The organism is Lentzea sp. NPDC004782 (assembly GCF_040609115.1).
Lineage (GTDB): Bacteria > Actinomycetota > Actinomycetes > Mycobacteriales > Pseudonocardiaceae > Lentzea.
This window is the reverse complement of sequence record NZ_JBEXJN010000014.1, coordinates 69094-86354: the sequence shown is the minus strand read 5'-3', so window position 1 is coordinate 86354 and position 17261 is coordinate 69094. Positions and strand designations below refer to the sequence as shown.

20 protein-coding genes are annotated in these 17261 nt (G+C 69.3%); 6 read left to right on the top strand and 14 right to left on the bottom strand.

The features are described from left to right. Positions 1-20: 20 nt before the first annotated feature. The 7 genes from ABZV40_RS15650 to ABZV40_RS15620 form a co-directional block, all read right to left on the bottom strand. Entirely contained in the window at positions 21-767 is a 747-nt protein-coding gene (locus ABZV40_RS15650) for a phosphoglyceromutase (RefSeq protein WP_355440870.1), read from the bottom strand. Positions 768-1053: 286 nt separating this feature from the next. Next, positions 1054-2619 carry an AMP-binding protein gene (locus ABZV40_RS15645; protein WP_355440867.1) on the bottom strand — a complete coding sequence of 522 codons (1566 nt, stop codon included), beginning with the start codon at positions 2617-2619 and terminating at the stop codon, positions 1054-1056. Positions 2620-3019: 400 nt separating this feature from the next. Further along, on the bottom strand, positions 3020-3868 hold the full coding sequence (locus ABZV40_RS15640; RefSeq protein WP_355440864.1) for a DUF4349 domain-containing protein: 849 nt from the start codon (positions 3866-3868) through the stop codon (positions 3020-3022). A gap of 38 nt (positions 3869-3906) precedes the next feature. Then, on the bottom strand, positions 3907-4386 hold the full coding sequence (locus ABZV40_RS15635; protein WP_355440861.1) for a YbjN domain-containing protein: 480 nt from the start codon (positions 4384-4386) through the stop codon (positions 3907-3909). Further along, positions 4383-5630, bottom strand: a complete 1248-nt coding sequence (mshA, locus tag ABZV40_RS15630; protein ID WP_355440858.1) for a D-inositol-3-phosphate glycosyltransferase — start codon at positions 5628-5630, stop codon at positions 4383-4385. Before mshA ends, ABZV40_RS15635 begins: the two co-directional genes overlap by 4 nt. Next, positions 5627-6391: an alpha/beta hydrolase gene (locus ABZV40_RS15625; RefSeq protein ID WP_355440855.1), complete on the bottom strand. Its 765-nt coding sequence runs from the start codon at positions 6389-6391 to the stop codon at positions 5627-5629. The genes mshA and ABZV40_RS15625 overlap by 4 nt, the downstream gene beginning before the upstream one ends. Before the next feature lie 114 nt (positions 6392-6505). Further along, a complete protein-coding gene (locus tag ABZV40_RS15620) occupies positions 6506-7645 on the bottom strand; it encodes an Ig-like domain-containing protein (RefSeq protein WP_355440853.1) in 1140 nt (379 codons plus the stop codon). Positions 7646-7727: 82 nt separating this feature from the next. On the opposite strand from ABZV40_RS15620, the gene ABZV40_RS15615 reads away from it, so the two are divergent. Then, positions 7728-8462, top strand: coding sequence for an SDR family NAD(P)-dependent oxidoreductase (locus tag ABZV40_RS15615; protein WP_355440850.1), 735 nt, complete (start codon positions 7728-7730; stop codon positions 8460-8462). Between the two features lie 51 nt (positions 8463-8513). Continuing rightward, on the top strand, positions 8514-8645 hold the full coding sequence (locus ABZV40_RS15610; RefSeq protein WP_355440847.1) for a hypothetical protein: 132 nt from the start codon (positions 8514-8516) through the stop codon (positions 8643-8645). On the opposite strand, the gene ABZV40_RS15605 is transcribed toward ABZV40_RS15610, so the two are convergent. Both ABZV40_RS15605 and ABZV40_RS15600 read right to left on the bottom strand, forming a co-directional pair. Continuing rightward, complete coding sequence (locus ABZV40_RS15605; RefSeq protein WP_355440844.1) at positions 8639-9643, bottom strand: hypothetical protein; 1005 nt, start codon at positions 9641-9643, stop codon at positions 8639-8641. The two genes, ABZV40_RS15610 and ABZV40_RS15605, sit on opposite strands and share 7 nt — an antisense overlap. A 76-nt stretch (positions 9644-9719) precedes the next feature. Beyond that, a complete protein-coding gene (locus ABZV40_RS15600) occupies positions 9720-10820 on the bottom strand; it encodes a UDP-N-acetylmuramate dehydrogenase (protein ID WP_355440841.1) in 1101 nt (366 codons plus the stop codon). On the opposite strand from ABZV40_RS15600, the gene ABZV40_RS15595 reads away from it, so the two are divergent. Genes ABZV40_RS15595 through purU form a run of 4 tightly spaced genes read left to right on the top strand, consistent with a single transcriptional unit; the run spans position 10819 to position 13716 of the window. Next, positions 10819-11307, top strand: coding sequence for a DUF2505 domain-containing protein (locus ABZV40_RS15595; RefSeq protein ID WP_355440839.1), 489 nt, complete (start codon positions 10819-10821; stop codon positions 11305-11307). The two genes, ABZV40_RS15600 and ABZV40_RS15595, sit on opposite strands and share 2 nt — an antisense overlap. Continuing rightward, complete coding sequence (locus ABZV40_RS15590) at positions 11286-12092, top strand: class I SAM-dependent methyltransferase (RefSeq protein ID WP_355440836.1); 807 nt, start codon at positions 11286-11288, stop codon at positions 12090-12092. Before ABZV40_RS15595 ends, ABZV40_RS15590 begins: the two co-directional genes overlap by 22 nt. Before the next feature lie 9 nt (positions 12093-12101). After that, positions 12102-12827 (top strand): maleylpyruvate isomerase N-terminal domain-containing protein, encoded by a 726-nt coding sequence (locus tag ABZV40_RS15585; RefSeq protein ID WP_355440833.1) that lies wholly within the window; start codon positions 12102-12104, stop codon positions 12825-12827. Positions 12828-12864: 37 nt separating this feature from the next. Then, positions 12865-13716 (top strand): formyltetrahydrofolate deformylase, encoded by an 852-nt coding sequence (gene purU, locus ABZV40_RS15580; protein ID WP_355440830.1) that lies wholly within the window; start codon positions 12865-12867, stop codon positions 13714-13716. A 4-nt stretch (positions 13717-13720) separates the two neighbouring features. Here purU and ABZV40_RS15575 read toward each other — a convergent pair whose 3' ends face one another. Genes ABZV40_RS15575 through ABZV40_RS15555 form a run of 5 tightly spaced genes read right to left on the bottom strand, consistent with a single transcriptional unit; the run spans position 13721 to position 17250 of the window. Continuing rightward, positions 13721-14131, bottom strand: a complete 411-nt coding sequence (locus ABZV40_RS15575; RefSeq protein WP_355440827.1) for a YbaB/EbfC family nucleoid-associated protein — start codon at positions 14129-14131, stop codon at positions 13721-13723. Beyond that, positions 14128-14589 carry a hypothetical protein gene (locus ABZV40_RS15570; protein WP_355440824.1) on the bottom strand — a complete coding sequence of 154 codons (462 nt, stop codon included), beginning with the start codon at positions 14587-14589 and terminating at the stop codon, positions 14128-14130. Before ABZV40_RS15570 ends, ABZV40_RS15575 begins: the two co-directional genes overlap by 4 nt. After that, positions 14586-15938 (bottom strand): hypothetical protein, encoded by a 1353-nt coding sequence (locus ABZV40_RS15565; RefSeq protein WP_355440820.1) that lies wholly within the window; start codon positions 15936-15938, stop codon positions 14586-14588. Before ABZV40_RS15565 ends, ABZV40_RS15570 begins: the two co-directional genes overlap by 4 nt. Beyond that, the gene (locus ABZV40_RS15560) at positions 15935-16735 is read right to left on the bottom strand and encodes a hypothetical protein (RefSeq protein WP_355440817.1); all 801 of its coding nucleotides are present in this window, start codon (positions 16733-16735) and stop codon (positions 15935-15937) included. Before ABZV40_RS15560 ends, ABZV40_RS15565 begins: the two co-directional genes overlap by 4 nt. Further along, positions 16732-17250 (bottom strand): putative T7SS-secreted protein, encoded by a 519-nt coding sequence (locus ABZV40_RS15555; RefSeq protein WP_355440814.1) that lies wholly within the window; start codon positions 17248-17250, stop codon positions 16732-16734. The genes ABZV40_RS15560 and ABZV40_RS15555 overlap by 4 nt, the downstream gene beginning before the upstream one ends. Positions 17251-17261: the final 11 nt, after the last annotated feature.

Below are 17261 nucleotides of genomic sequence, written 5' to 3'. Positions count from 1 at the left end.
AAAGGCCCCCGCGTGAGGTATTAACGACCCTGGTTCGCAACGGCCGCGATGGCGTCTTTCGCCGCGTCGGGGTCGAGGTATTCGCCACCCGGCTTGAGCGGCTTCAGGTCCTCGTCGAGGTCGTAGCGCAGCGGGATGCCGGTCGGGATGTTCAGCCCCGCGATGGCCTCGTCCGAGATGCCGTCGAGGTGCTTCACGAGCGCGCGCAGCGAGTTGCCGTGCGCGGCCACGAGAACGGTCTTGCCGGTGCGCAGGTCCGGCACGATCGCCTCGTCCCAGTACGGGAGCATGCGCGCGACGACGTCCTTGAGGCACTCGGTCAGCGGCAGGTCGGGACCGAGGCCCGCGTAGCGCGGATCGGCGTCCTGGCTGAACTCGCTGCCGGGCTCGATCGGCGGCGGCGGGGTGTCGTAGGACCGGCGCCAGAGCATGAACTGCTCCTCGCCGTAGGTGTCCAACGTCTGCTTCTTGTTCTTGCCCTGCAACGCGCCGTAGTGCCGCTCGTTGAGACGCCAGTCGCGGCGGACCGGGATCCAGTGCCGGTCGGCGGCGTCGAGCGCCAGGTTGGCGGTCATGATCGCCCGGCGCAGGAGGCTGGTGTGCAGGATCTCCGGCAGCAGACCGGCCTCTTTGAGCAGCTTGCCGCCGCGGCGCGCCTCCTGCTCGCCCTTCTCCGACAGGGGAACGTCCACCCATCCGGTGAACAGGTTCTCCGCGTTCCACGTGCTCTCGCCGTGGCGGAGCAGCACCAAGGTTCCGACAGACATGGCAGCAAGCCTGCCATGCCGCGCCTCCAGCCGTACCCCGGCGGGGCACCGCGACCCACACCTTGGAACGCATGGGTGAGGACGCGGTGACTCACGGAGCGCGGCTCCGCCCGGGCAGGTCGACCTTGATCATGCGAAGGAGCTCCAGCGCGTGCTTGCGCCCTTCCTCGTCAGCCTTCAGCGACCACAACGAGATGGCGGCGACCAGGGCAAGACCGTCAAGGATTGTCTCATCGACGTGGAATGTTCCCGGCGATCACGCCGGGAACATTCCACGAGTCGCAGCTCAGACCTGTTCGCGGGCCCTCAGGTCCTTGCGGAGGATCTTGCCCGAGGCCGACTTCGGGATCGCCTCGATGAACTCGACCACGCGGACCTTCTTGTGCGGCGCCACGTGTGCGGCCACGAACTCCATCACCGCGTCGGCGTCCAGGGACGAGCCGGGCTGCAGCACGACGAAGGCCTTCGGGATCTCCTCGCCGTCGGCGTCGCGCACGCCGATGACCGCGGCGTCGGCGATCTCGTCGTGGGTGAGCAGCACGGCTTCGAGCTCGGCCGGTGGGACCTGGTAGCCCTTGTACTTGATCAGTTCCTTGACGCGGTCGACGATCGAGACGATGCCGTCGGCGTCGATGACGGCCACGTCGCCGGTGTGCAGCCAGCCGTCGTCGTCGATGGTGGCGGCGGTGGCCTCCGGGTTGTTCAGGTAGCCCTTCATGATGTTCGGGCCCTTGCACCACAGTTCGCCGCGTTCGCCCACGCCGACGTCGGCGCCGGTGGCCGGGTCGACCAGGCGGCACTCCAGGTTCGGGATGATCACGCCCACGGTGCCGATCGAGATGTCCTCGCGGCTGTCCGGGATGGCGTGGCTGACCGGTGACATCTCGGTCATGCCGTAGCCCTGCGCGACCTTGCAGCCGATGCGCTTCTTCACCGCGTCGGCGAGGTCCTCGTCCAGCGGGGCGGCGCCGGAGAAGAGCATCTTCATCGCGGACAGGTCGTAGTTGTCGACGATCGGGTGCTTGGCGAGGGCGACGGCGACCGGTGGGGCGATGTAGACGCGGTCGGTCTTGTACTCGGCGATCACGCGGAGGAACTCGGGCAGCTCGAACTTCGGCAGCGTCACGACGACACCGCCGATGTACAGGCCGTTGTTCATCAGCACCTGCATGCCGTAGATGTGGAAGAACGGCAGCACGGCGAGGATTCGGGTGTGCGGGCCGACGTCGGACAGGATCGGGCCGCACTGCACGAGGTTCGCGACCAGGTTGCGGTGCGTCAGCATCACGCCCTTGGGCAGGGCGGTCGTGCCGGACGAGTACGGCAGCACGGCGAGGTCCTCGGCCGGGTTGATCTCGACCGACGGCACCTCGAAGTCGTTGGCGAGCAGTTCGCTCAACGACGGGTAGCCCTCGGCCTGGTCCAGCACGACGACGTCGGTCACGCCGGCCTTCGCAGCGCCGGGTGCGGCGTTCGGCAGCAGCACGGACACCGTGAACAGCATCTTCGCGCCCGCGTCGTGCAGCTGGTGCGCGACCTCGTCGGGCGTGTAGAGGGCGTTGATGGTGGTGGCGGTGGCGCCCGCGCGGAGGATGCCGTGGAAGACGACGGCGTAGTAGGGCGTGTTGGGGCTGAGGATGCCGACCACGTCACCCTTGCCGATACCGCGCGCGGCGAGTGCGGCGGCCAGGCGGTCGATCGCGCCGGCGAGCTGGCCGTACGTGAGGGTGGCTCCGGACATGCCGTCGATCAACGCAACGCGGTCCGCCCGGTCGGCGATGTCGCCGAACAACAGCTGGTGCAGCGACACATCAGGGATCTCGACATCGGGAAACGGACTGCGAAAGACCATGCGGCGACCTCATTCACTCGCTGTACACCCAGCCTCTGGGCACATCGTGAGCCAGCCCACTGAACAGGTCAAGGACTGCTCGATCGCTACAGATACGTTACTTAGCGCGTCTAAATACACTCGAATGGAGTAATACAAGCACTTGTGAACGCAATGATGTATCTGAGAAGTTGATACCGCCTCCGCGAGTCGGCTCCCACGCTTACTCGACGAGCGCGAGGCACCTTTGCGCGGTTCGTCATCCCCCGTCGGATCGCGTGGCCCGCTTGAGATCCGGAGGCTCCCCCCGTCCACGGATCCACTGCAGCGGGGACCTTTGACGCGGGACGGCTCGATGCGACTCCCCCTCTCTCCCGAGCCGTTCCGCGCATCAAAAAGGATCACTCTCAGTAGAAGCTGATCAGGCTTCTTCGTTCGTTCGAGTGACACGCTTCCGGCGACGCAGGACGTAGATCACCGCCGCGGCGGGCAGCGCGAGCACCAGCACGAACGGCAACACCGCACCCACCACCACGGTGATCACCTTGAACACCGCGACCACGGCGTCCCAGCCGGAGCGGAACGCCGCCCCGAACCCGGCGTCCACGGGTGCCGGTGCCTCGATCGGAACGGTGCTGACCTGCACCGTCAGCGTCGCCATCGCGACTTTCCCCTTCAGCGACTCGCTGCGCCGCTGCATCGACTCCAGCTCGCTCTGCCGCTTGGTCAGCTCGGCCTCGACCTGCGCGATCTCGGACGTCGTCCCGGCCCGCTCGAACAGCGCCCGCAGCCGGTCCACGCTGGCCTTCTGCGTCGCGATCCGGGCGTCGACGTCGACCAGCTGGTCGGTGACGTCCTCGCTGTGCATCTCGCGCCGGGTGACCTCCCCGATCCTCATGTCCGGGATGCCGTCCACGATCCGGTCCAGCTCGCTCGCCGGCACCCGCAGGGTCACCGAGCCGGAGGTGGACGTGGTGTTCTCCTGCCCGGCGAACCCGCCGGCGGCCACGACCCGGTCCTTGATCTTCGACACGGCCGCGCGCACGTCGTCACTGCGCAGGTCCACGGTGGCCGTGCGCACCAACTGACGTTCCGGCTGCTGCACCGGCTGCACGCCCGCCGAGTCCGGCTTGTCCTGCGGCGCCACCTTCTGGTCCGCTGCCTGCGGTGCGGCGGCATCCATGCTCGCCGTACCCGAACTGTTGTTGCTGCACCCCGCGGAAACCAGGGCCAGCAACACGACTCCCACCCACAGCACTGGTCTGCCCATGCCCATCGGACGATCCGGGCAGGACCGGGGGTTGCCACCTAGTCCGAAACGAGATGTTGGAAGGCCTGCAGGTTCGCGAGCGACTCGCCGCGCGACACCCGCCACGCCCACTCCCGCCGGATCGCGTCGGCGAACCCGATCTCCAGCAGCGGGTTGAAGTCGCCGTCGGCCGCCTCCAGCACCTGACCGAGCACGCGGTCCAGCTCGTCGGGCGTCACGGCGTGCTTCCCGACCCGCCCGACCAGGTAGATGTCACCCTCGGCGTCGATCGTGTAGTGCACCCCGTAGAGCCTGGCGTTGCGGCGCAGCAGGAACCGGTAGACGTCCTCGAACGACTGGTCGGGGCGCCGGCACACGAACGCCTCGACCAGCAGCGCGTGCGTCGTCTCGACGAGCCACACGTTGGTCTGCAGCTTCTTGGTCCCCGGCAACGTCACGAAGAACTTGCCCTCTTCGCGACGGTCGTACTTCAGCTCGCGCTCGTCCAGAAAAGACTTGATCACGCTGTCCAGGCTCAACGGAAAACCTCCCGGCGGAACACCTCTGCCGCTTCCTGGTACCCCGCCAGCAGGGCGTCAGTCGTGCGGTCCCACGAGAAGCGTCGCGCATGCCCCACGGCGTTGCTCGCCAGGTGCTCCCGCCGCGGCAACGCCACCGACCCGATCGCGGCGGCCCACGCGTCCGGTTCGTGCCCGTGCACGAGCACCCCGGACACCCCGTCGTCGACCGCCACCGGCAGCCCGCCGACGGCCGCCGCGACCACCGGCGTCCCGCACGCCTGGGCCTCCAGCGCGACCAGCCCGAACGACTCGTTGTGGCTCGGCACCGCCACCAGGTCGGCGGCCCGGTAGACCTCCGCCAGCGCCGGTCCCGGCTGTGGCGGCAGGAACCGCACGACGTCGGTGATCCCGAGCTGCGCGGCCAGCTCCTCCAGTGCCTTCGGCCGCTCCGTGCCGCTGCCCGACGGCCCGCCGACGACCAGCACGACCAGCCGCGGCCGCAGGCCGGGGTCGCGGACCAGCATCTCGGCGGCCGCGCGCAGCAGCACGTCCGGTGCCTTCAGCGGCTGGATCCTGCCGACGAACGCCAGCACGACCGAGTCCTGCGCGATCCCGAACCGGTGCCTGGCCGCTGCGCGGTCGCCGGGTGTGAACCTGTCCAGGTCGACACCGGGAGGCACCACGGCGACCTTGGACGGTTCCGCCTCGTAGAGCTTGATCAGCTCACCGGCCTCGATGTCGGTGTTGGCCACCAGCCGGTCCGACTCGCTGACCACCTGCTCCTCACCGAACACCCGCATCCGCGGTTCCGGCGTGTCACCCTCCGCCAGCGCCAGGTTCTTGACCTTGGCCAGCGTGTGCGCGGTGTGCACGAGCGGCACGCCCCACCGTTCCCGCGCGAGCCAGCCGACCTGCCCGGACAGCCAGTAGTGCGAGTGGATCGCGTCGTAGTAGCCGGGCTCGTGCCGTGCCTCCGCGCGCAGGACACCCGCGGTGAACGCGCAGAGCTGGCCGGGCAGCTCCTCCTTGCCCAGGCCCTCGAACGGCCCGGCGGCGACGTGCCGGACGTGCACGCCCGGTGCCAGCTCGGCCACGGGCGGCAGCTCGGACGACGTGGCACGGGTGAAGATCTCCACCTCGACCCCGCGCTGGGCCATCCGCGTGGCCGTCTGCACGATGTAGACGTTCATCCCACCCGCGTCACCCGTGCCCGGCTGCTCCAGCGGCGACGTGTGGACCGACAGCACCGCGACGCGCTTCATCGGACCACCCGCGACAGGTCGGCGGCGAACCGCGCGGGCCGCTCCATGAACGGTGCGTGCGCGGTGTCTGCGTACAGGCTCAACTCGGCTCCGGGGATCAGGGCGGCGGAGTACTCGGCGGCGGCAGGGGCGACCACCTCGTCTTGAGTTCCGTGCACCACCAGGGTCGGCACGTCGACGGCGGTCAACACGTCAGCGCTGCCCACATCCCTGCGGAACAGCTCACCTCGCACTTTAGGGCTCACCGAGGTCGCGGCGGCTGTGAGTTCGCCGACCGTCCCAGCGGGCAGCGCGGGTGCCATGGACCGGCAGAACTCGGCCATCACCTCGTCGTCGGTGATGGCACCGGGCAGCGCCTTGCGCATCACAGGTCCGGTCTCGCCACCAGGGCGACCACGGCCGATCTCGGTGATCGCGCTCACGAACACCAGCGCGTTGATCTTCGCGGTGCCGTGGAAGCGCAGGTGGTCGGCGATGACGAGCCCGCCGTAGGACCAGCCGACGACGGTCGCGGGCCCGGTGTGCTCCAGCACGGCGTCGAGGTCCGCGGCCCACCGGGCGGAATCGCGGTAGTCGCCGAAGTCGTCGGACTCGCCGTGTCCCCGCAGGTCGACGGCGTACGTCCGGAAGCCGGGCAGGTCCCAGACGGCACCCGTCTGCGCCCAGCCGTGGATCAGCACCACCGGCGGCGCGTCGAGCGGTCCTGCCTCACGAACGGCCAGTCGCCCCCCGCCGGCCGCCGTCACGTGTGTCAGCTGCACACCCGTACGAACGACCTGGTCGGGGGACGAATTCCCGCCGGCCGGGAGGTAACGCGGGGCCCCGCGTTTCCTCCTGGGAAACGCGGGGCCCCCGCGTGCCTTGCGAACTGAGGCCTACTTGGCCGCGGACTTGCTCTTCCACTGCTCCCACGGGATCTGCCAGTCGTACCAGTCGAACTGGGGCGGCAGCGTGGTGATGGAACCGGTCACCTCGACCGGGTCGCCGATCATCGCCGAGTCGTAGTACGCCTTGGCGTCGGCTTCCATCAGGTTCGCGCAGCCGTGCGAGGTGTTGTTCTTGCCGATGTTGGCCGCGTTGTCGTTGTTCTCGTGGATGAACTCGCCGTGGTTGGAGAACCGGACGGCCCACTTCTTCACGACGTTGGTGTAGCCGTAGCGCGGGTTGTCGAACGACCACGTGTCGTTCTTCGACATGACCACGAACGTGCCGTTCGGCGTGGTCCGCTCCGCGTCGTTGTCCAGGCCGAACGAGGCCGGGTACGAGGCGACCTGCTGGCCGTCGCGCAGGACCACGAGCTGGTGCGTCGGGTTGTTGATCTGCACGACCTGGTTGCGGCCGATGTTGAACTCGCTGGACACGTCGGACTTGCCGAACGCGCCACCGCCGTAGCTCACGCCGTAGAGCTTGGCCTCGACCTTGATGTGGGTGTTCGCCGGCCAGTACTTCTCCGGCCGGTAGTGCACTTCCTGGTCGTTGAGCCAGGCCCACGTGCCGGTGACGTTCGCCGAGTTGGTGACCTTGAGGGCCTTCTCGACGGTCGCCTTGTCCTGCACCGGGGCCTCGAACTTGACCATGATCGGCGCCGCCACGCCGACGGTCTGGTCGTCACCCGGCCACAGCGTCGCGCGGGTCTGCGATCCGGGCGCGACGGTGGTGAACGAGCCCTTGAGCTCGACCGGCCTGCCGTCCTTGCCGACGACCTTGCCGGAGTAGCTGTACGTCTTGCCGTAGCCCAGCGGCTCGGCCGTGGTCCAGCCCGTCTTGTCCTCGGTCAGCGTGCCCTTGACGTCCTTGCCCTCAGGCGACTTCAGTGCGACGGACTCGATCGCCCCGTCCACCACGGTCACCTGGACCGGGGCCGTGACCTGCACGTCCTTGGTGCCGTCGACCGGCGACAGGGTGACCTTCGCGGATGGCTGCGAGCTGTCCGCCTTGGGCGAGCCTGCCTCGACACTCGAGCAGCCGGTCAGCAGCGTCAGCCCGGCGACCAGCGCGACAAGTGCTCTCTTCACGGTTTCGACCTCCCACCATGGTGGACGTGCAGGACCAGGTGACGGTGCGAGTGATGTCGGTCACAGACTTACGATCGGAGCTGTGAATCGACCTGTCGCAGTAGTGACCGGAGCCAGTGCGGGCATCGGCGAAGCCACCGCCCGGCGGCTGGCCGCCGAGGGTTTCCACGTCGTGCTCGGCGCACGTCGTCTGGACCGTCTCCACGTTATCGCGAAGGAGATCGACGGGACGGCCATCGCGCTGGACGTCACCGACGAGGCCTCCGTCGCCGCCTTCGCCGAAGGGGTACCCCAGGCCAACGTCCTCGTGAACAACGCCGGCGGCGCACGCGGGCTTTCCACCGTGGCCGAAGGTGATCCGGCCGAGTGGCGCTGGATGTGGGAGGCGAACGTCCTCGGCACGCTGCTGGTGACCAAGGCGTTCATCCCGAAGCTGATCGCGTCCGGCGACGGGCACATCGTGTCCGTGACCTCCGTCGCGGCACGTGACGCGTACGACAACGGCTCCGGCTACACCAGCGCCAAGCACGCGCAGTCGGCGCTGCACCGGACGTTGCGCGGCGAGCTGCTCGGCCAGCCGGTGCGGATCACCGAGATCCTGCCGGGCATGGTCGAGACGGACTTCTCGGCCAACCGGTTCGGCGGGGACACCGAGCGCGCCGCCAAGGTCTACGAGGGCCTGACCCCGCTCACCGCCGACGACGTGGCGGACGTGATCGCGTTCGCGGTCACCCGGCCGTCGCACGTGAACCTCGACGAGATCGTGCTCAAGCCGCGGGCCCAAGTTTCCGCGACTCGGGTGCACCGCGAACCCTAGGATGATCTCGGCGGGGCAGGGGGCGCCGCCAAGATCATCCCGGGGGTTCAAATGATCAAGAAGTTGGTGGCGGCGGTCGTGACCGTCGCGGCGCTGGTGCTCGCGTTCGCTCCGGCGGCGTCGGCCTCGGCGTCCAAGTGCGGCATCCCGCAGGCCAACCCAGGATGCGCGGGCGACTACTGAGCCTTTCGCGACTCGGGCACACCGGGTGTGAGCAGCTCCACGTCCAGCTGACGCAGGACGGGCTCGATCGGGTTCGCGAACCCCGTCGAGCCCGATCCGGCGACGTACAGGCCCACGACGCGGTTGTCGGCATCGACCAGGACCGCACCTGAGTCGCCGTGGTCACCGAAGCGTTCCGACGAGTGCACGCGGATCTGGTCGCGCAACGTCCTGACGCCGATGCCGTCCCCGAAGTCGAGCTTCAGGGTCACGTCCGTCGACGCGATCATGCCGTGCGTCAGACCCGTGGTCCGGCCGTACTTGCGGACCGACGAGCCGATCGTGGCCGGTGCCGTGCCGGTGAGCGCGCCGACGTCGAGGACCTCCGCCCGGAACGGCCGCGCGCCCATCTTCAGCCCCGCCGCGCTGACCGCACCCGCGAGCGCGGCCCGGTCGAGCACCGCGACCTGATCCGCGCCGGGAACGCCACCGTCCACTCTGGACGGATGCACGAACGCGTCGCCCACCGCCCACGAGTCGTCGACACAGCCGACGTGGAAAGTCGTGAGCCCCAACACCTTCCGCGGTTCCTCCCGCGTGACCGCGAACGCGCCGAGCGTGCCCGCGATCACGTACTCACCCGCCGTGGGGACCTCCGGCGGCACGACCCGGACCGACCGCGCGGGACCGATGCTGATGCCGCCCCGCAGCACCGGATGCCGTTCCGCCACAACGGGATGGTCGTCCGCGGTCCGCGTGATCCTGGCCCGGTGCAGCACGATCGACTCGGCGACCACGTCCGTCGGCACACCGCGGACCTCCGGAGGGATCTGCTGCGGGTGCTCAGGTCCCTTGGCGCACACGTAGACCACGATCGCGGCCCGGCCCGTCGGGCGTCCGCCGGTGTACTTCTCGCCGATGTCGACGCCGATCACGCCCGGCCGGGACAGGAACTCGTCTTCGACCATGCGCTTGACCGGCCGGATGACCTCGCGCGCGTTGTCGTCGAGGTAGCTCACAGCGACCTCCGTTCCACCCCTGAGTCAATGAAACACGCGCGGTAGCCGTTCGTCACATGGAGTCACCCGGACAGCCCTACAGCTGAACGCCCACGAAGACCGGTTCCGGGTGCAGTTCCACGCCGAACGCCGCACGGACGCCGTCGCGCACCTCACGCGCCAGGTCGAGCAGGTCCTCGGTGGACGCGCCGCCGCGGTTGGTGAGGGCCAGCGTGTGCTTGCTGGACAGCGACACCCGCCCGCCGGGGCCCTGGTGGCCCTTGCGGAAGCCGGCCCGCTCGATCAGCCACGCCGCGGAGAGCTTCTTCTGGCCGGGGCCGGCGGGGTAGGTCGGCACGTCGACGTCGGAGCCGAGGCGTTCGGCGATGCGGATCAGCACGCCCGCGAACGTCGAGTCGTCGATGATCGGGTTGGTGAAGAACGAGCCCGCGCTCCACGTGTCGTGGTCGGCCGGGTCGAGCACCATGCCCTTGCCGCGGCGCAGTTCCAGCACGGCCTTGCGGGCCTCGTCGGCCGGAACGCGATCACCTTGCGCCACACCGAGAACGCGGGCCAGCTCGGCGTAGCGGATCGGCGCGGACATGCCGCCCGCGGTCAGCGAGAACCTGGTGCGCAGCACGACCGCGTTGTCCGTGCCCTTCAGCACGCTGGTGCGGTAGTCGAGGCCGAGCTTCGCGGCGGGCACCTGGTGCACCTTGCCGCTGCGCCGGTCGAGAAGATCCACCGACTGCAGCACCTGGGAGATCTCGACGCCGTACGCACCGACGTTCTGCACGGGCGTGGCGCCGTTGAGGCCGGGGATGCCGGACAGGCACTCGAGGCCGCCGAGACCCTGCGCGACCGCCTCGGCGACGACCGCGTCCCACTCCTCACCCGCCTCGACGGTGAACTGGACGATCCCGCCGCCCAGCGGGTCGAGCCGGAAACCCTTGGTGGCGACGTGCACCACGGTGCCGTCGAAGCCGCCGTCCGAGATCACGAGGTTCGATCCGCCGCCGAGCACGAGGACCTTCTCGTCGTCGGCGGCGTCGGCTGTTCGCACGGCTTCGACCAGCTCAGCGGCGGTCGTGGCGTGGACGAACCGCGCGGCCGGGCCACCGAGTCGGAGCGTGGTGCGCTCGGCCAGAGGTACGGACTGCGTGGTGGTCACAGACGTCAACGGTAGCCTCCGCGACATGGCACGCCGCATCGAGCACCACACCACGTCACCCCATTCGGCGGAGAAGGTCTTCGGCGCGTTGGTCGACGAGACGTATCTGCGCGACCGGTTGGCCGAGATCGGTGGCACGAACGCCGGTCTCGTGACGTTCACCACCACCGAGACGAGGACGTCCTACCAGCTCAGGCAGGGCGTGCCCGCCGAGCACCTGCCGTCGATGGCCAAGTCGCTGCTCGGCGGCGACCTGGTGATCCAGCGCGTCGAGAACTGGGCCGCGCTCGCGGGCACGGTCGAGGTGACGATCAACGGCGTGCCCGGCCGGCTGGACGGCGCGTTCACCCTCACGGACAACGGTTCCGGCTCGAAGCTCACCCTCACGGGGGAGGTCAAGGTCAGCATCCCGCTCATGGGCGGCAAGCTCGAGAAGCTGATCGCCGAGCAGGTCGTGGTGCTGCTGAACAAGGAGAGCGAGTTCACGTCGGAATGGCTCGCAAACCGCGGCTAGCGGCCGGCCGGGCCCGTGCGCTCGGCCTGCCTACGCGCGGCACGACCAACCCGAACCGCCTGCGCCGGGTCGACCGGTGGATGACCGGCACGCTCTCGTCGTTCCTGGCTTCGGTGCCCGACCCGCTCGTGGTCGACCTCGGGTACGGCTCGTCGCCGATCACCACCGTCGAGATGGCGGCACGGCTGCGCACCGTGCGGCCCGACGTGCGCGTGCTCGGGCTGGAGATCGACACCGACCGCGTCGAGGCGGGCAAGGCGGTGGCCGACCCGCCGTGGCTCGACTTCCGGCGCGGAGGCTTCGAACTGGCCGGTGCGCGGCCGGTGTTGTTGCGCGCGTTCAACGTGCTGCGGCAGTACACCGAGGAGCAGGCGTTCGAGGCGTGGGACACGATGCTCTCGCGGATGGCTCCCGGCGGCCTGGTCGTCGAGGGCACGTGCGACGAGATCGGACGTCGGTGCACGTGGGTGACGCTGTCGGCGGACGGGCCGCGGAAGTTCACGCTGGCGTGCAAGCCGTCCGGGATCGAGGTGCCGTCGGACCTCGCCGAGCGGCTGCCCAAGGCGTTGATCCACAAGAACGTGCCGGGTGAGCGCGTGCACGCGTTGCTGGCGGAGCTGGACGCGTGCTGGGCCACCGCGGCGCCGTTCGCACCGTTCGGGCCGCGGGCGCGGTGGGTGGAGTCGGCACGGCTGCTGGCCGAGCGGGGCTGGCCGGTGCTGGACGACCGACGTCGTTGGCGCCTGGGGGAAATCTCGCTCGAATGGGCCGCCGTCGCGCCCTAGGCTGGTTTGGTGGACTTCGTCGCGCAGATCGAGACCCAGGCTTCGTTGATGCGTTCGGCCGCCGTCAAGGCGGGCCCGGACGCGGCGGTCCCGTCGTGTCCTGAGTGGACGGTGCTGGACCTGGTGCGGCACCAGGCCGCCGTGCACTCGTGGGCGGGCCAGGCCGTCGTCACCGCCCCCGAAGCGGGTCTGCCCGAGTGGCCGACGCCGCCGCAGGACTTCGACGAGGCGCTCACCTGGTGGGACAGCGCCGTGTCGACGCTCGTGACGAACCTGCGCGAGACCCCGGGAGACCGTCCGGCGTGGACGTTCGACGGCACCAACCGCGCGGGCTGGTGGGCGCGCAGGCAGGCGCACGAGACGTCGATCCACCGCCTGGACGCCGAGCTCGCGACCGGCCACGACGTGCCCACGCTGCTGTTCGACTCGGAGTTCGCCGCCGACGGCATCGACGAGTTCCTCACCGTGATGGTGCCGCGCCAGCTGCAGAAGGGCCGGGTCATCGAGGTCACCGGCAGGTTGCTGGTGCACGCGGCCGACGCGGGCCGCACGTGGGAGGTCCTGCTGACCGCAGGTGAGCCGGTGGTGGTCTCCGCCGTGCACGACTCGGCCGTCGACGCCGACGTCACCCTCGCCGGCACCGCTGACGCCATCTACCGCAGGCTCTGGGGCCGTCCGAGCCACGCGATCGTGACCGGAGACGAGTCCCTGTTGGCGGCGGTGCCCAGGCCGTGAATACTTCTGCGGCGTGCCATCTCCTGAACGTCGCTATGTGATCACCTTCGGCTGCCCGGACCGCACCGGCATCATCGCGAGGATCTCGTCGTTCCTCGCGGACAACGGCGGCTGGATCGTCGAGGCCGCGTACCACACCGACCCGGAGACCGGCTGGTTCTTCACGCGCCAGGAGGTCCGCGCGGACTCGCTGCCGTTCGCCGTGGACGAGCTGCGCGCCCAGTTCGCCGACGTGGCCGCCTCGCTGGGCGCGCAGTCGACGTGGACGGTGACCGACACGGGCTCGCGCAAACGCGTGGTGATCCTCGTCTCGAAGGAAGGGCACTGCCTCTACGACCTGCTGGCCCGTGTCGCGACCGGCGAGCTCGACGTCGAGGTGTCCGCGGTCATCGCGAACCACCCGGAACTCGGCGACATCACGCGCGCGCACGGCATCCCGTTCCACCACGTGCCGTTCCCCGCGAACGATCCCGAGGGCAAGCAGGCCGCGTTCGCCCAGCTGCGGCAGCTGGTGGACAAGCACGACCCGCACGCCGTGGTGCTGGCGCGCTTCATGCAGATCCTGCCGCCGGAGCTGTGCGCGGCCTGGGCAGGCCGCACGATCAACATCCACCACAGCTTCCTGCCGTCGTTCATCGGCGCCCGCCCGTACCACCAGGCACACCGGCGCGGCGTGAAGCTCGTCGGCGCCACGTGCCACTACGTGACGGCCGACCTGGACGCCGGGCCGATCATCGAGCAGGACGTGCTGCGGGTGCACCACGGCGACTCGGTCGCGGACATGGTGCGCAAGGGCCGGGACATCGAGAAGGTCGTGCTGGCGCGCGGGCTGCGGTGGCACCTGGAGGACCGGGTGCTGGTGCACGGCAACCAGACGGTGATCTTCTGAGGTCCTACCAGCTTTCCTTGCGGTAGACGGTCTTCTCGCTGAAGTCCTCTTCCGGCTGAGCGGCCTTCTTCTGCTCGGGTGCGAGCGGTGCGGGGACCGACACGTCGGTGTCCAGCTCGTTCGCGTGACCGCCGACGACCTGGCGGAACTGGTCGAGCACGTTCGTCGCCGCGCCTTCACGAGCGGACCTGGTGAGCGCGAGGATCTTGCCGGCCAGCTCGGCGTCGCCCTCGATCTTCAGGTCGAGCAGGGCGCCGTTCGGGGCGACCGTGACGGTGATCGACTTGTCCTCGGTCGTGACGGTCGTGCCCGCGGATTCGAGGTTGCGGCGGAAGGCTGCGGCGTTGCGCTGAAGCTCGGCCGTCTTGGCCTCGAAGTCGGCGAGCCACTGGTCGGGCGTCATCGCGTTGCTCATTTCTTCTCCGGACGAGGACCGTACTTCTTGGTCAGCTCGTCCACTTGCTCTTTGTCGTACACGTCGATTTTGATCGGACCGTCGAACATGACGATCGACTTGTCCTTGACGGGAGTTTCAGGAATTTTGGCGGACCTGAACATCGACGATGAGAAGACCACGTCCGCAGTGCTCTGCCAGTAGTCGCGTTTCACGATCTCGACGAGTTCTTGGACCAATGAATCCGACGCCGTGTCCGGCTTCAGCGCCGCCCTGAGCGAAATCGCCTGCCGATCGACCGCATGCCGGTACTCGTACGTGGCCTCCGTCACCCCTTGCACGGCCTGCCAGTCTGCCGCGATCTTCTTCCCCAGTTCGTCATTGGTCTTGTCGAAGGTGAGCGACTCCTTCTCCCCTCCACCGCAGCCCGCCAGCAGGACGAGCGCGGACAACGCGGCCGCCGTGCGCAACAGGATCATTTCTGCTTCTCGCCTTCACGATCAACGCGATAGGTGTGCATCTCGGACGAGCTCCCACCGGTGAACGCGCCGAGGCCGTCCTTGTATCGTTGCACGGAGGGGTTGGCATTCCGGTCGAGCTCTCGAGCGGCACCCGCGTAGTTGCCCTCGATCTTGTGATTTCCGCTCACGGTGTTCTGCTGGTTGTCGAACTGAACCGTGGTGCGGTTCGGACTGTCCGGGTTCTCGGAGGCGTCGAGACGGGGAACGATGTCGTTGCGGTTTTCCAGCGACAACACCTGCACGTTGTCCGGGATGTCGATGCGGCCGACCGGAGAACCCGCGGTGAGCACGTGCGTCACGTTGTACCCGTTCGCGACGAGGTCACCTGTTGCCTGGGCCGCGACGATGCCGCCCTGACTGTGGCCGACCAGCATGACCGGGGCGCCCGTGTCGTGGGCCCCCGCCCTGCGCAGTGCCTCCTCGATGCCCTTCTGCAGCACGGTGTTGTTGCCCGCCATCGCATCGACGTTGGTGCCGAGGTCGTTCGCGCCCTTCGTCGTGAACGGCGCGTTCCACTCCTTGGTGCCAGGGATGTCGACCACGTAGCCGGTCACCTTGCCGTTCGCGTCCCGGATGATCTGAACGTCGAGGTTGGCCGGATCAGGATCCTGATCGCTCTCGTGCTCCCTGGAATCGTTGCGCCTGGCGAGACCGTCGAGGAGGTCTCCCAGGTTCTTCGGCTCGTCCGGGTTCGAGATCCGCGAGTCGGTCACCTTCGCGTCGCTGTCCGGGTAGGTGGCGGCCAGCAGGTCCAGGCTGGTGGCGAGGTCCATCGGGATTCCCAGCGCGCTGAGCATCCCCGGCGTCATGCCGACCAGGTTGTCGACCATGCCGGGGTGGTTGACCAGCCACTTCTCCCAGTCGCCGTCGTAGTTGAGGTACACGTCGGCGGCGATCGAGCCACCGCCGACCACGGCGGCGCCGAGCGGGTTGGTCGCGACCGCCAGGCCCGCGAACCAGCGACTGGCGTCCAGGCCCTTCGCGGCCAGTTCGTCGGCCATCTCGTAGGCGATCCGGGTGGCCTTCAGCGCCTCGCCGCGCAGCCCGATGCCCGCGGACGTGGCGGAGAGGCCGTTGGGTCCGTCGAGCGCGACGGCCATCGCGGCCTCGAACTTGGCCACGCCGCCGGGGTTGAGCAGGGCCGAGGCCAGCACGTCCGGCTCGGCCAGGAACTTGTGGCCGGCCGCCGCGGTCTTGAGGGTGTCGCCGGCGACGTCGGCGGTGAGGTCGCCCATGGCGGCGAGGTCGTCGTACTTGGCCTCGACGCCGCCCGCGCCGCCTTCGACCTGGATGTTCGAGATGGTCATGCCAGTGCTCCCGCCACCGCGGGCGCCACCCAGGTGCCCAGGTCCTCACGTCGTGCCGGTTCGAGCCGCACCATCCGGCGGCCCGACCCGTCCGGTTCGGGGTCGAGTCCGCTCCAGCCGCCGGTGGTGTGCACCCAGTTGACCTGGGACGTCCCGTTGGCCCAGATGACCAGGCAGCGCAGGGCGCCGTCGGTCTGGTCGGCGACGTCGCGCGCCAGCGACGCCTCCTCACCGGAGAGGCCCAGCTGGTCCAGCACGGCGGCCGGGGCGTCCGGGTCGGCGGCGCGGAACAGCCTGGCCGCGCCCATCTCCTGCAACGCCTCCAACGGCAACCGGCCGCGCAGCGGTTCGGCGTTCTGCGCGCCACCGAGCCGCGACTCCAGGCTGGTGCCGGCGGGTTCGTCCGGCGGCACCGCGCGGATCAGTTCCTTGCCCAGGTCGACCGACGCGAACATGGACAGCTCGACCGCGCCGTCGCCCAACGCAAAGAGAGAAGCACCCAACGGGCCGTTGACCGCGTGGACGCTGTGCGAGCTCTTGGCGCCGATGGACGCGATTGTGTCCAGCAGAACCATTGGCCCGGCAAGGATCTGCAGGTTGCGCTCCACCGACGGATGCACCTCGGCCTCGTCACCGACGCCGGTCACGACGCGCTTCTTGGTGAGCCCGGCCTCGGCGGGGCCGATCTGGACGTCCTGGGCCGGCCGCCAGTCCGGTGGCAGGTCGACGCCGGTTTTCTCGACCAGGTAAGCGAGTTCTCCGGCGGACAGCACGAGCCGGTGCGGTGCCGGGGTCACGCGGGCACGCCCTGACCGCGCAGGTACTCGCCGACCTCGAGCCACGCCTTGTCGCCGTGCGGCGGCAGGTTGTCCGGGCCCCACTTCCAGCCGGTCCACGGCGGCTGCGGGGGTTGCGGTGCCTGACCGCCGCCGAGACCGAGGGCGTCGGCCACGCCGTTCGCGATGTCCTTGACCGCGTTGTTGAACGCGTCGACGGCCCGGTTGAACGTGTCGACGGCGCTGGTGAACCACCCGGTGACGGCCTCGGCGATCCGCTTGATCGCGGCGATCATCTCGCGGACCTCCTGGGCGTGCCTGCGCAGCGCCGCCGCGGCCCCGTCCAGGCCGTCCGCCGCCTGGAACAGCTTGCGCCGGTCGGCTTCCACGGTGTCACGGCAGCGGTCGGCCGCCACCGACTTCCACCGCATCGCCCGCGCGCGGTCGTTCATGTCGGTGCCGCGGGTGCGCACCGACTCGGCGCGCTTCTCGATCTCGCCCGCGATTCGGTCCAGCTCATCCGGATTGCCGTACACCGGTACCCCCG

Excerpts from the sequence above, each read along its gene's own strand:
- ABZV40_RS15650 (WP_355440870.1), bottom strand. The coding sequence starts at position 767 with ATGTCTGTCGGAACCTTGGTGCTGCTCCGCCACGGCGAGAGCACGTGG.
- ABZV40_RS15645 (WP_355440867.1), bottom strand. The coding sequence starts at position 2,619 with ATGGTCTTTCGCAGTCCGTTTCCCGATGTCGAGATCCCTGATGTGTCG.
- ABZV40_RS15640 (WP_355440864.1), bottom strand. The coding sequence starts at position 3,868 with ATGGGCAGACCAGTGCTGTGGGTGGGAGTCGTGTTGCTGGCCCTGGTT.
- mshA (WP_355440858.1), bottom strand. The coding sequence starts at position 5,630 with ATGAAGCGCGTCGCGGTGCTGTCGGTCCACACGTCGCCGCTGGAGCAG.
- ABZV40_RS15610 (WP_355440847.1), top strand. The coding sequence starts at position 8,514 with ATGATCAAGAAGTTGGTGGCGGCGGTCGTGACCGTCGCGGCGCTGGTG.
- ABZV40_RS15595 (WP_355440839.1), top strand. The coding sequence starts at position 10,819 with ATGGCACGCCGCATCGAGCACCACACCACGTCACCCCATTCGGCGGAG.
- ABZV40_RS15600 (WP_355440841.1), bottom strand. The coding sequence starts at position 10,820 with ATGTCGCGGAGGCTACCGTTGACGTCTGTGACCACCACGCAGTCCGTA.
- ABZV40_RS15590 (WP_355440836.1), top strand. The coding sequence starts at position 11,286 with ATGGCTCGCAAACCGCGGCTAGCGGCCGGCCGGGCCCGTGCGCTCGGC.
- ABZV40_RS15575 (WP_355440827.1), bottom strand. The coding sequence starts at position 14,131 with ATGAGCAACGCGATGACGCCCGACCAGTGGCTCGCCGACTTCGAGGCC.
- ABZV40_RS15570 (WP_355440824.1), bottom strand. The coding sequence starts at position 14,589 with ATGATCCTGTTGCGCACGGCGGCCGCGTTGTCCGCGCTCGTCCTGCTG.
- ABZV40_RS15565 (WP_355440820.1), bottom strand. The coding sequence starts at position 15,938 with ATGACCATCTCGAACATCCAGGTCGAAGGCGGCGCGGGCGGCGTCGAG.